Below are 13,412 nucleotides of genomic sequence, written 5' to 3'. Positions count from 1 at the left end.
CCTTCTATATGTAGGATAAATGATTTGAAGCTACGAGATCCGATGATTTTTGTTCGGATTTGTAGGGGTTCCCCAAAAGAATAAACCCTCTTTCCGATATGAAAAGAGGGACTCATGATTAATATACTTTATCTCCATTGAAGATTGAATTTTTTACAACCACATAATCTACATTACGAATAGATTCTAGTTTATTTCCCCCAGCATAGGAGATAGAAGACTGAAGATCTTGCTCCATTTCCTTAAGGGTATCTTGAAGAGAACCTTTATGGTCAACAAGCATCTTTTTCCCTTCAACATTCTTCTTTTCGCCTTTTTGGAATTCAGAGGCAGAACCGAAATATTCCTTAAATAATTTTCCATTCATTTCGATGGTCTCACCTGGTGATTCTTCATGTCCAGCAAATAGAGAGCCAATCATGACCATAGAAGCACCAAATCGAATCGATTTAGCGATATCACCATGAGTGCGAATTCCTCCGTCTGCAATGATCGGTTTACTAGCAGCCTTTGCGCACCAACGTAAAGCAGCTAGCTGCCAACCTCCCGTTCCAAAGCCCGTTTTTATTTTTGTTATACAAACTTTTCCAGGGCCGATTCCAACCTTAGTAGCATCCGCTCCTGCATTTTCAAGTTCACGAACCGCTTCTGGCGTTCCGACGTTACCCGCGATAACAAAGCTTTTAGGTAAGTGTCTTTTAATGTGTTTAATCATATCGATAACAGCATTAGAGTGGCCATGAGCTATGTCAATCGTAATAAATTCTGGAACCAAATTTTGTTCGGCAAGATTCACGATAAAATCATATTCTTCTTCCTTTACCCCCACACTAATAGAAGCAATGAAGCCCTTTGATTGCATGTCTTGAATAAAGGTAGCGCGCGTTTCAGGTTCAAATCGGTGCATTATATAGAAATAGCCATTTTCAGCCAAGTATTTCGCAATTTTTTCGTCAATAATCGTTTGCATATTTGCCGGTACAACTGGAAGCTTGAAAGAATGCCCGCCTAATTTAATTGTCGTATCACATTCTGACCGACTGTTAACAATACATTTAGCAGGAATTAATTGTATATCTTCATAATCAAAAACATTATCCATGTTAAACACCTCTAAATACGAATATTTTATATTAATTAGATAAAAATTGTTCGCCCATTTGGTACTGTACCTTATTTTTATAGAGATGTCAAAGAAATAGTGGAGATTTATTGAGGGAATTTTATGTATTTTTAGAATTCGCTTATATAATCGTACTTTAAGCCAAATTAAACTCTTTACTAATTTGAATGATTATTGTATAGTTGATTACACAAGTAATCAACCTATCAACCTGGAGGAAGGAGTATGTAGTGAAAGCCGTTTTTGATCATACTAAACCGATATTTCAACAAATTGCCGATATGATAGCAGATGATATAGTCACAGAGGAACTGAAAGAGGGAGATCAAATTCCTTCTACGACAGAAATTTCACAGTTTTATCAGATTAATCGTGCTACGGCTCAAAAGGGATTGTCTACCTTGGTTCAAGAGGGGCTAGTCTATAAGCAACGAGGGGTTGGAATGTTCGTTGCAAAGGGAGCTAAGGAAGTACTTCTAAAAGAGAGAAAGAAGCTATTTTATAAGCAATTCATTCGACCTCTAAAAGAGGAAGCGGAGAGAATCCATTTAAGTGAAGATGAAATCATAGAATTCATAAGAAAGGAGCAAGAGTAAATGATTGCTATTGAGAATGTATCATTCTATTATGGAAAACATTTGGCCCTACAAAATATAAATTTATTTGAGGACGAACCCGTTATTATAGGATTATGGGGGCGTAATGGATCAGGAAAAACGACTTTAATGAAGCTATTATCGGGGCAAGAGAGAATTTCAGCAGGACAACTAAAAATCCATGGATTAAACCCTTATAACAATAGTGAAGGAATGAAGTATATCACCTATATGCAAGAAAATCATCCCTTTTCAGATATATGGAGTGTCGATGATGCCTTGAGGTTTGGAAGCTATTTTAATGCCAATTGGGATCAGGAATTAGCTAATTCATTAGTGGAAATTTTTAACCTTCCTCGAAAAAAGAAAATTCGTAAATTTTCCAAAGGAATGCAAACGATGATAAAAATTGTTCTAGGTTTAGCTAGTAAAGCGCCTGTAACGATATTAGATGAACCAACAAATGGATTAGATGCTCATATGCGCAAACAGTTTTACGCTGCCTTGCTCGAAACCTATGAAGAGGATCCTCGTTTTATTTTAATATCCTCGCATCACATCGATGAAATAGAACCGATGTGTGAAAAGCTTGCCATAGTCCATAATCAAACGATTGAACACTATGTTGAGATGGAGGAGATAAAGCAACAGGGCTTCTTTGTAACAGGTGAAAAGGGAAAAGTCGAGGAATTTCTTGATAATAAGCACATTCTCTCTAAGCAGCCATTCGGCAAGCAGTTAAAGGTCATGGTAGGTGAAAGGTTAAGTGATGAATGGCTAGAAAGAGCAAGAGATGTAGGAGTTTCTATTGAGAAAGCACCACTACAAGATTATTTAGTTGAAAAAACAATGGTTAAAAAGGAGGTTCACTAAATGAATACGTTTAAGGGGCCATTTCAATTGTTTTTTGAAGACTTTCGGATGCAGATGACAATAATTGCTATTATTACAGCTTTTATTTTTGCTGTTGCGTCAGTTATTGGCTATGTGGTTGCGGTTCAAATTAATCATGCTATTTTCGGACCTGTTTATGGATTGCTTTTTATTTACCCTTTTATAGCTTTTACTAAGGGGTATAAAAATCTTATGGCTTTAGGTGGTACAAGAAAACAGTTTTTATTAAGTGTTTTTATTAATGCCTTTTTATTCATAGCGATAGCGATGATTCTTTTAAATAGTCTTCACTTTTTGAATCAATATTTGTATGTAAGGGACTTAACCTACCTTAACTTGATACATACGGGTAGTTTTCTACCTAATGAATCAATTCTTCTATACTTTTGGAGTGACTTTATATGGGCTATCCTAGCTTTTTCGATTGGCTTTATTATTAATGCGTTATGGCATTATTTTGGAGCTATAAAGTCTTTAATGATTGCGACAATATTTGGGTTAGGATTATTAACTTGGTATATGGTAGGTGGCAATGTTGCGTCACTTTTAACCTATATAGTGGAGAATCCATTACTATTTATTCACATTTTATTAGCTATTGCTCTTACTTTTTTAGTGATTTCCTATCTACTCATGAAGAATGGTCCATTAGAAAAAGGCGGCCATACTTCAACTTGGGGAGAAGGCATAACCGAATAGCATACTTACTGAAGTAAATCTGAACGATGAAATTGAATCGTTCAGATTTTTTGTTTTCAATGAGTGAATTTCATAATTGCTTTATAAACGAATAAAACCGAACGTTTCTTATAAAATATGTTCTAAACTTTTGCAAATTAACTTCATGATTGAAACGGCAGGTAGTGACTCCCAAAGGATCTGCGCAGTCTGAAAATCCACTCTGACGAAGCTCTGCGTAGTCAGAGTTAGCTGAAGACAAGCCCTTGGGAAAGCATCTACCTAAAGTGAAAATCAAAAGCCAAACTATTCGGTTCTCATTATAAGATATGCATTATGAAATTGATTCCAGTATAAAAGAAAGATTGTTTCTCTTTTTTATTCGTAGTAATATTAACCTAATAATAAATTTGTTAATAAATTATAACTCTTTGTGAAAGCGTTTAACATTGAGGGGGGAATATATGAAGAAGAAAAAAAGGACAAAAATGCTCATTGGAGTCGTTGTAACAGGAGTAACCGTGTCAGCTTTAATATGGGCAAAGCTTAATGTATCATCTCTACATGGAAAAAAAGGGTTAGAAGCACCTATTGATCCGCCTTTATTTAATGAGGTTTCTGTGCACGATCCTTCTATCATCAAAGTTGATTCCATGTATTATGTTTTTGGAACACATGTAGAAGCAGCACGCTCACCTGATTTAATAAGCTGGTCTCGTTTTTCTAATGGCTATAAAACTCCTGATAATATCCTTTACGGTGATTTATCTGAAAATTTGGCTGAATCTTTTAAATGGGCTGGCGAAAATGATGCAGATAGTAAAGGCGGGTATGCGGTATGGGCTCCTGAAGTTTTTTGGAATAAGGATTATCGAAATGACGATGGTACCAAGGGGGCTTTTATGCTCTATTATAGTGCATCTTCAACTTATATGCGTTCGGCTATTGGATATGCCGTATCAAAGGAAATAGAAGGACCTTATCGATATGTCCAGACTATCGTTTATTCAGGATTTACAAAGAAAGAAGCGTTTGACCAAAATAGTGAGGTCAATAAGAAGTGGACGAATACAAATATTCAATCTTTGATTGATGAAGACCTTATAGATGAAGAAAATCAAAAATGGTTCAATGGAGATGGTTCTTATAATAACCAACAATATCCGAATGCCATTGATGCTAATGTATTCTATGACGAAGATGAACGTCTTTGGATGACTTATGGCTCATGGTCAGGTGGGATTTTTATTGTAGAGCTAGATAAAGAAACAGGAGAAATGATTTATCCAAGGGAAGATGGTGAAACAGAAGATGGTCGTTTAATCGATCGCTATTTCGGTACAAAAATTGCAGGAGGTTTTGGAAAGTCTGGGGAAGGTCCTTACGTAAAATATGACCGTGATCATGGCTACTATTATCTGTTCATGACCTATGGGTGGTTAGGAGTAGATGGTGGCTATAATATGAGAGTCTTTCGCTCCACTAATCCAGAAGGTCCTTATCTAGACGTAAAAGGGCAAAATGCCGTTCTTTTAGGCAATATCGAGAATTCTTCTATTGGAAATAAGTTAATGGGAAATTTCAAATTTGAAAAAAAAGCAGGAGATCGGGAAACAGGTCAAGGATGGGGTTATGCATCACCAGGACATAATTCTGTCTTTTTTGATGAAACTACAGGAGATAAGTGGATTGTGTTTCATACACGATTTCCTAATAAAGGCGAAAGACATGAATTAAGGGTGCACAGGCTAATGATGAATTCGGCAGGATGGCCTGTTATTGCACCATTTCGTTATGCAGGAGAAACGCTTGAGACCCTCGAGGAAAGGGATGTGAGAGGCTCCTTTCAACTAATTCATCACGGAATGGACAATTCAACGGAGATTAAGAGATCAAAAGAAATGATATTAGAAAAAAACGGTCTCGTCTCAGGGGACGTAAATGGTACTTGGGTCTTTAAAAAACCAAACATAGTCGAAATAGAAATGAATGGAATAATCTATGATGGCTTTGTTCTTAAACAATGGGATCAAGAGCTAAGAGAATGGAATATTACGTTTACAGCCTCCTCAGATCAAGGTGTATCTATTTGGGGAAATCAAATTCCAATAGAAAGTAAATAACCATCATCCACTAAAAAACCTGTTTTTATCTACAGGTTTTTTCTAATTAAGTGTAAAATATTTCTATTAAGAATGATTTTAGTTACGAAATAAATAAAGGCAGAGTAGGTGAATATAGGTGAATTGTTTTTGTGATACGGAAATAACTTATTTACTAAAAATAGAAGCAGACGTTGGAGCTGAACCTATTTGGTGCCAGCAATGTGGCTGCAATCTCGATCTAGATGATATCACCATTTCTTCTCCATTAAAAAGAGAATTAATGTGCTGGGCCCAAGAATATGGTGAATGGATAGATTGGAATCGTGATACTTTACTTCCAAATGGAGTTGAAATGGAGGACAAACATAATAGACAAGGTAAATTTATGACAGAAAAGCTAAAAAAAGAATTAGCTGGTCGCTACCAGATCACCTTCTCACCATCAACAATGGCAAGGGCATACGCAAGTTCTAACAAGTTTTAATTTACTAACCATTTTAAAACAGAATGGAGTGAGAGCTTTTGCTGACTAAACCTAATAAATTGAATCGTGGAGATAAAATAGCAACTGTCAGTACTTCATGGGGTGGAGCTGGTGATTCAGACCTTATTTGGAGATATCATCAAGGGGTTGAGCGATTAGAATCTATTTTTGAATTAGAGGTTGTACCAATGCCGAATAGCTTAAAAGGCTCTGAATATTTATATCAGCATCCCGAAGCACGAGCAGAGGATTTAATGTTAGCCTTTAGTGACTCTAGCATAAAAGGGATTTTTGCGAATATTGGTGGTGAAGATAGCGTAAGATTGCTTCCTTATATCGATTATAAAGTAATAGAAAATCATCCGAAAATATTTATGGGCTATTCAGATGTGACGATTTCTCATTTGATTTGTCATAAAGCGGGTCTATCCTCTTTTTATGGTCCTGCGGTTTTAACGGATTTTGCAGAGAATGTTGCCATGGACCCATATACGATTGAAATGGTGAATCGTACTTTATTTACTAATGAAGTGATAGGGGAAATTGCTCCAGCGAAGGAATGGACGAGCGAATTTTTGGCTTGGGAAGAAAAAAATAAATTAAAAAAGCGTCGCATGTATCAAAATTCAGGTTATCATATTTTGCAAGGCTCTGGGAAAGCGAGAGGTCGGTTGATAGGTGGATGCATTGAAGTACTAGAATTTGCAAAAGGAACAGAATTATGGCCAAAGGGAGAATATTGGCATAATAGTATCCTCTTTTTAGAAACAGCAGAAGTAAAATCTGAACCTGATATGATCAGGTATTGGTTAAGAAATTATGCTACACAAGGCATTCTCCAAAAGCTTAATGGAATGATTTTTGCCAAACCTTATGATGATAAATATGCAGAAGAATATAAAAGTGAAATTATTAAGGTCATGAAAGAATATGGTTTAACTGATTTACCTATTTTATTTAATGTAAACTTTGGACATACTGAACCAAAATGTATTTTACCATACGGGATATTAGCAGAGTTAGATTGTGAGCACGCTACCTTTTCCATATTAGAGAGTGCTGTACAATAATAAAAAAATGTTGTCATCAAGATTGTGGAGGAAGATAACAATGGGCGAAAAGCAACTTACTGTTGAGCAGAAAGAAGAGTTCATAAAGGTGTTAGAGAAGCGTTTTGAGAAAAATAGTCGTCGTCATCACGAATTGAAATGGAAGCCAATACAAGAAAAACTTGAAGCGAGCCCTGAAAAGCTTTGGTCTCTTCATGAAATGGAGCGGACAGGTGGTGAGCCGGATGTGATTGATTATGAACATGAAAAGGATCAATATGTGTTCTATGACTGCTCACCAGAAAGTCCTAAGGGAAGGCGAAGTGTTTGTTATGATTATGAAGCATTAGAATCTAGAAAAAATCATAAACCGGATTATAATGCGGTTGATATGGCAAAAGAGATGGGTATTAAGCTTCTAACAGAGGAACAATATCGAGGGTTACAGAATTTAGGTGACTTTGATCAGAAAACATCTAGCTGGATTCAAACTCCAAGTAATATTCGAAAGCTAGGTGGTGCTCTCTTCTGTGATAATCGATATGAGCAGGTTTTTGTTTATCATAATGGTGCCTCTTCCTATTATGCGGCTAGAGGGTTTCGAGGTTGCCTAGCCATTTAACCTAAAAAAATTCCCTGAAGAGTATATGATTCTCTTCAGGGCTTTTATGATTGCAGTTCTTCAGCTTTCCACTGTCCTATAAATTCCTCTTCATCATATTGATAAAATTCAGTTAGAATTTCTTCTTCATCATCTAAAAACAATTCATCAGCAATAGCTGATACTAGTCGTGGGACACCATATCTCATTCCAGACAAAGCAGAGGCTGTAATACCGCAGCTAATGAGGGCGGAGTAATTAAAGGCATACAATCCTGATAATTGTTCATGTTTATTTCTCGCCTGGAAAGAAAAACCTTTATCTAAGTAAGGATGAGAATCAAGGATAGGGTTCTTCAAGGAATTTGGGGGATCATACACATCTCCCCACCGTTTAATATTGTGTTCTAATAAAGCTAGTTCTGGTCGAAGAGCAGGGTCTGTTATGAGTCCGGTACTAATGATGAGGAAATCAAAAAGATGCTCTCCTTTTGGTGTTTTGATATGGATTCCATCCGGTCTTTCTTCGACTTTCTTCCATGGTGAGCCGAGGTGAAGCTTAAACCCATTATTGCTTTTTGCTCGGTTAAATGTATCGTTAGTAGGCGGCTGATTATGCTTAAAAAAATGGGAAATGGCTTCATATTTTTTTTCATCCGCTAGGGCTTGAAATCGTTCAATCATTCCAGAGCTCTCCATTTTTCTAATAGGATTAATCCTTGGCATTTGTTCTCTACGTACAAAAACGTGAGCCTCTGATACGCCTTGTTCAAGAGCAAAGTTAGCATTATCAAAAGCAGAAGCACCGCCTCCAAGAATGGCAACTTTTTTATTTTTTAGATTCATAAAGTCTATAGGTTCTGACGTATGAGCATACAGGTGCTTAGGAAGGGATTTTGAGATGAAATGAGGTGTATGCCATTCTCCACCACCTTGGATACCAGTGGCAAGAACCACTTTTCTAGTAAGTAACGTTTCTTTACTGTAAGCATTTTTCGTGTGTAGGGCAAAATAATGGTCCCCTACAGGCTCTATTAATTCAAGCTTTGTTTGGTTTTGGACAGGAAGCGATAAAATATCTCGATACCATTTTAAATAATTCATCCAATCTCCACGAGAAATCTTATCTAGTTCACTCCAGCTTTTCTCTCCGAACTGTGATTCCCAATAAGCACGGAAGGTAAGTGAGGGGATGCCAAGATCAACAGAGGTTATATGTTTGGGCGTTCTTAATGTAACCATTCTCGCGTAGGTTTCCCATGGACCTTCTTGTCCCTTATCATTCTCATCTATAATGAGGATGTTTGAAATACGCTCTTTTAAAAGACCAAAAGCGATCGCAAGACCACTTTGCCCCCCACCAACAATGACGACATCAAAAATATGGCCCTGTTCACTTTGTCGGGGTTTCACCCAAGTAGGATCATCATAATTTAAATAGTCTAAATCTCTTTTTACTTGCTCGTTTAACTGTTTTAAACTCATGCTTCATTTCCCCCTGCCTAATGAAATGGTTAAAGTTATACTATCATCCAGATTACTTTTTGAGCATAGATACTATATCTAAAGCAGACGAGAATAATTGGTCAAAGTCTCTAAAAATGAACGTAAGATAATCTGCTATAACATATAAAGCATCATCAAAAGTGATAAGAAAAAGGTAAGGTAGATATGATTGTAAGTATAAAATGACCAAAGGAAGAACGGTGTTACTTTGTTAGGTTTTACGACGAAGTTTTTTGTGATTTTTTATAATGAGGTAAGATTCTCATTGAAAACGGAAAGAGGTTGGAAGTAGCCATATTCTAACTTTAGAGAAAGAAAAATAAAAGCTGTCTAACTTTTAATAAAGTCAGCAGCTTTTATAGTGAAATCCTTGATTTGTTATGTCTGGCGATGATTAAAATTTATCTTCAAAAGAAACACCTTCTGAACGATAATGAATTTTTATATTGGTTGAATATTCATTTACACCTAGATCGACTACTTTTTCATGAATATCTTTGATTAAGCTTAGGATAGTTTCATAATCTCCCTCAACAACGGTTTCAAGAGCACCGACTTCATAACGGACACCAGCGCTTTCAATCATTTCTAAGACTTGCTTAATGGTTCCTCCTGTATGATCTTCCTTTTGATTTGGTAACAATTGAATTCCAGCTAATACGGTTGTCATATTATTGCCTCCTCAAATATGAAATGAATATATTTTTCTGTTCCCTTTCACAATCAGAATAAACGTATTTTTTTATTTTGCATAAGTTTTATAGACATTTTGAAACTTTACAGAAACCATTACGTAAAGAGTAAATAAAGGGAATTTTATACAATAATCAAAGAGAAGAGGTGCTGCAAAATGAATTTAATAGAGATTACCTTCTTTTTGGTTTTATTATGTTCATTATTAACATTGAAAAGGAGGGGGTTACACTTTTCTTTTCAAATCATTCTATTCGTATTACTTATGGCTATTTTTATTATGGGGGATTGGCGCTGGCCGATGATTCCTCTCTATATACTACCAATTCTTCTATGCTGGAGGCTTTACCGGAGGGAAAGTACATTTACCCTCAAACAGAAAATAACCTTTACGGGCTTTTTATTATTGGCATTTCTACTACCAAGCTATTTATTTCCTTGGTCTACTTTCCATGAGCCTACAGGTAGTTATAAAGTAGGAACTCAGTCTTTCGAGATAACAGATCATAATAGAGAGGAAAAATGGGTAACAGAGAAAGCGCCTAGACGGTTAATGGTTCAAATGTGGTATCCAACTAATGAAGTTAAAGATGGTCAAAAAGCTCCTTACCATTCTCATCCAGCGCTATATATGAAGGATTTTTCAAAAGAAAACGGAATTCCAGGCTTTTTATTACAGTCCTTTGTGAAGCAAGAAACATTTGCATGGGAAAAGGCACCTTTATTAAAATCAAACAAAAACTTTCCTGTTTTATTGTTTTCACACGGTTATGGTAGTAACAGAAGTCAAAGTCAATTCCAAATGAATGAGTTAGCTAGTCATGGATATATCGTGATTAGTATCGACCATACCTATTATTCGTTAGGAACCGTTTTTCCTGATGGCTCGATACCAGGGTTAAATGATGCTCCTTTCAGTCAAGAACCAGAGATCATGGATCCTTATGTAATAGAGTGGAGTGAAGATGCACAAAGTGTTGCCAACTGGGTAGAAGAAGTTAATGCTGGCAGTATTGCAGACCATAGCTGGTTGGAGCAATTAGAAGGTAAGCTAGATTTGAATCGTCTTGGATATTTGGGACATTCATTCGGTGGAGCAGCTGCCAGCCATACGCTAGCTGTCGATAGTCGCTTTAAAGTAGGGATTAATATGGATGGATTTCCATATGGTGAAGCATATCAGCTTGGGGTTGACCAGCCGTTTTTAACCATGACAAGCGATGAAGAATTATTACCAATACTTATAGATGATGCTCAATATTTAGATGAGTTTTATGAAAGAATTGAAGAAATTAGTGGTAAAGAATATATGATTTCTATAGATGGAGCCCTTCATATGGATTTCACCGATTTTCCTTTATTATCACCGATTACTTCTTGGATAGGGATGACTGGCAAGGTAGCTGCAAAGGAACAACATGCACAGATAAATGAAACGGTTTTACACTTTTTAGAGCAACATTTAATAAACGCAGAGCATTAATGGAGAAAAGTCTTTGCTTGTCAATGTTAGAGCTAAACTAAAATGGTATTATTTTCGTGAAGGAGTAGAGAGAGTTGAAGATTTTAGGAATGTCAGTCTTTTTCGTATCTTTTCTAATTTCGACGATTGTTTGCTTAATGGTCGCTAAATGGAAAGAGAATAAATGGCTTGGTTTAGGGATTGGAACGTTCATTCAATCTTTGCTCTTATGCTCGGCCGCTGTTATATTTGCTAAAGTTGCTCCTCAAACTTTTTTAAAACCAGCTGAAGGTTTGTTTGCGAGTTTAGGAATATTCGTTTTTCCTTTTTTTATCCCAATCTTTTTATGCCTACAATTTTATATTTTAGAATATTTGAGGAAAAATATTTGGAATACATAAGTACTCCAGTTAGACTAGACTTATAAATCGTTAAAGTATGGTTTTATACGAAAATTATATAAAAGGACGTTGATTTAACATTATAAAAGAACTCGGTCAATTTTGTAGAGTAGATTCTTCAGGTTATTTAATTAATGAGGCAAGTGTAAATAAAGTAAGTATAGGAAAAAAAGCATTGATTCGTGATTATGTGAAGATAGCCAAAAGCTTCTTCGGTTCAGAACTGCATAGTATCTATATTAGGGGCTCAATAGCTAACGGAAATAGTATAGATGGTATATCAGATTTAGATACAATTATTGTTTTATCTAAAAACGTACAAAAGGATTTAACTCCATTTACTTTATCTAAGAAAGAATTAATGAAAGACTATCCTGTTATAGTAGATATAGAGAGTAATATTGTAGAAAAAGAAGCTTTGTTTGACCTGCATAGCTCTTATATGCTTTCTTTTATGATTCAAACGTACAGTCTTTGTGTTTATGGGGAAAACATACAACCTAGACTTCCGAGATTTAAGGCTGATCAAAATCTAGCTAACCAACACCTGCTTCCTTTAGAAAATCAAATTCAAGTAGCTATAGATGATTTACAAAACAATGAGGGAGAAGCGGATATTTTAGATTGCTGTCAATGGATTATGAAAATACTGATTCGTGCTGGAGCAGCGCTTTTCATAGGAGAAAATAATCGTTATACTCGCGATCTTTATCCTGCTTATAAACGATTCTCTCAATATAATCCAGAACGAGAAAAAGAGATGAGAATGGCCTTAGAATATGCGATTGAACCCATTAACGATCCTCATAAAATCATCATGTTCTTAAAGCAGTTCGGTAGTTGGTTCATACCAGAAGCAGAATTATGGTTGGTGAAACATAATCCGAAAAGGCTTCAGTATATTAAGAAATCATGAGCATAGGACAAACATTAAATAATAGAAGTCACTAACCTTTAAAATGAATCGTAAGGTTATCTAACAAAATTTTCTCTTCAAATAAATATAGGAATATAATAAGTGAGTGAATTTCATAATTGCTCTAAAACCGAACGTTTCTTATAAAATATGTTTTAAACCGAATTAACTTCATGATTGAAACGGTAGGTAGTGACTCCCAAAGGATCAGCGTCATTTGAAAATCCACTCTGACGAAGCTCTGCGTAGTCGGAGTTAGCTGAAGACAGCCCTTGGGAAAGCATCTACCTAAAGTGAAAATCAAAAACCTAATCGTTCGGTTCTCATTATAAGGTAAGAATTATGAAATTGATTCAAGTAGTAATCATTTGAAAGAGGAGATCGCGATATGTTTATAAAAGTAGACGATTTATCGAGTGACGAAGTAGCAGAATTAATTTTTGATCATATTAAAAGTATGAGGAAACATTCCCCGCCTGAGAGTAAGCACGCACTTGACCTAGAAGCTTTAAAGAAGCCAGAAATAACCTTTTGGAGTGCCTGGGAAGATCAAGTGATTGTGGGCTGTGGTGCTCTTCAAGAAATTGAACCAGCTCATGGTGAGGTGAAGTCGATGAAAACGGCACCTAATCATTTAAGGAAAGGTGTAGCTAGAGAGATGCTACAGCATATCATTGATGAAGCAACTAAGAGAGGCTATCAAAGATTAAGCTTAGAAACAGGCTCTATGGAAGTTTTTAAACCAGCCGTAAAACTGTATGAAAGCTTTGGTTTCTCTAGCTGTAAGCCTTTCTCTAACTATAAAGAGGATGCTAATAGCATTTATATGACCAAAGAATTATAGTTTTAGAAAAAATAGATAAGTTTCAAAGGGGCTGAAACGTGACTAGCTTCTGTTGGCTGAA

The 13,412-nt window shown here is 35.9% G+C and carries 14 protein-coding genes; 11 read left to right on the top strand and 3 right to left on the bottom strand.

The annotated features are described in order from the left end of the window. Positions 1-118: 118 nt before the first annotated feature. Complete coding sequence (gene guaC / locus AZF04_RS13945; RefSeq protein ID WP_061949248.1) at positions 119-1,102, bottom strand: GMP reductase; 984 nt, start codon at positions 1,100-1,102, stop codon at positions 119-121. Between the two features lie 251 nt (positions 1,103-1,353). Here guaC and AZF04_RS13940 point away from each other — a divergent pair, with 251 nt between their 5' ends. From AZF04_RS13940 to AZF04_RS13910, 7 genes are all read left to right on the top strand, one after another. Then, on the top strand, positions 1,354-1,719 hold the full coding sequence (locus AZF04_RS13940; protein WP_061949247.1) for a GntR family transcriptional regulator: 366 nt from the start codon (positions 1,354-1,356) through the stop codon (positions 1,717-1,719). Next, on the top strand, positions 1,720-2,592 hold the full coding sequence (locus tag AZF04_RS13935) for an ATP-binding cassette domain-containing protein (protein ID WP_061949246.1): 873 nt from the start codon (positions 1,720-1,722) through the stop codon (positions 2,590-2,592). Further along, entirely contained in the window at positions 2,593-3,312 is a 720-nt protein-coding gene (locus AZF04_RS13930) for a hypothetical protein (RefSeq protein ID WP_061949245.1), read from the top strand. It abuts the gene before it with no gap. 443 nt (positions 3,313-3,755) lie between these two features. Further along, positions 3,756-5,414, top strand: coding sequence for a glycoside hydrolase family 43 protein (locus tag AZF04_RS13925; protein ID WP_061949244.1), 1,659 nt, complete (start codon positions 3,756-3,758; stop codon positions 5,412-5,414). Between the two features lie 118 nt (positions 5,415-5,532). Further along, positions 5,533-5,880 carry a hypothetical protein gene (locus tag AZF04_RS13920; protein WP_061949243.1) on the top strand — a complete coding sequence of 116 codons (348 nt, stop codon included), beginning with the start codon at positions 5,533-5,535 and terminating at the stop codon, positions 5,878-5,880. Between the two features lie 38 nt (positions 5,881-5,918). Beyond that, positions 5,919-6,950 carry a S66 family peptidase gene (locus tag AZF04_RS13915; protein ID WP_061949242.1) on the top strand — a complete coding sequence of 344 codons (1,032 nt, stop codon included), beginning with the start codon at positions 5,919-5,921 and terminating at the stop codon, positions 6,948-6,950. A 40-nt stretch (positions 6,951-6,990) separates the two neighbouring features. After that, complete coding sequence (locus tag AZF04_RS13910) at positions 6,991-7,551, top strand: DUF4256 domain-containing protein (protein ID WP_061949241.1); 561 nt, start codon at positions 6,991-6,993, stop codon at positions 7,549-7,551. Between the two features lie 44 nt (positions 7,552-7,595). On the opposite strand, the gene AZF04_RS13905 is transcribed toward AZF04_RS13910, so the two are convergent. Together AZF04_RS13905 and AZF04_RS13900 are read right to left on the bottom strand one after the other, a co-directional pair. After that, a complete protein-coding gene (locus AZF04_RS13905) occupies positions 7,596-9,014 on the bottom strand; it encodes an NAD(P)-binding domain-containing protein (RefSeq protein WP_061949240.1) in 1,419 nt (472 codons plus the stop codon). 415 nt (positions 9,015-9,429) lie between these two features. Then, positions 9,430-9,705: a thiamine-binding protein gene (locus AZF04_RS13900; protein ID WP_045478460.1), complete on the bottom strand. Its 276-nt coding sequence runs from the start codon at positions 9,703-9,705 to the stop codon at positions 9,430-9,432. A 180-nt stretch (positions 9,706-9,885) separates the two neighbouring features. On the opposite strand from AZF04_RS13900, the gene AZF04_RS13895 reads away from it, so the two are divergent. The 4 genes from AZF04_RS13895 (at position 9,886) to AZF04_RS13880 (ending at position 13,351) form a co-directional block, all read left to right on the top strand. Next, on the top strand, positions 9,886-11,211 hold the full coding sequence (locus AZF04_RS13895; protein WP_061949239.1) for an alpha/beta hydrolase family protein: 1,326 nt from the start codon (positions 9,886-9,888) through the stop codon (positions 11,209-11,211). Positions 11,212-11,285: 74 nt separating this feature from the next. Then, the gene (locus AZF04_RS13890) at positions 11,286-11,591 is read left to right on the top strand and encodes a hypothetical protein (protein WP_061949238.1); all 306 of its coding nucleotides are present in this window, start codon (positions 11,286-11,288) and stop codon (positions 11,589-11,591) included. Positions 11,592-11,766: 175 nt separating this feature from the next. Beyond that, the gene (locus AZF04_RS13885; protein WP_061949237.1) at positions 11,767-12,507 is read left to right on the top strand and encodes a hypothetical protein; all 741 of its coding nucleotides are present in this window, start codon (positions 11,767-11,769) and stop codon (positions 12,505-12,507) included. Positions 12,508-12,895: 388 nt separating this feature from the next. Beyond that, complete coding sequence (locus AZF04_RS13880) at positions 12,896-13,351, top strand: GNAT family N-acetyltransferase (protein ID WP_061949236.1); 456 nt, start codon at positions 12,896-12,898, stop codon at positions 13,349-13,351. Positions 13,352-13,412 lie beyond the last annotated feature (61 nt).

Origin of the sequence: Alkalihalobacillus trypoxylicola, from assembly GCF_001590785.1 — a bacterium.
GTDB lineage: Bacteria > Bacillota > Bacilli > Bacillales > Bacillaceae_D > Alkalihalobacillus > Alkalihalobacillus trypoxylicola.
The sequence above is the reverse complement of the archived record's forward strand: the minus strand, read 5'-3'. Positions and strand labels throughout refer to the sequence as shown.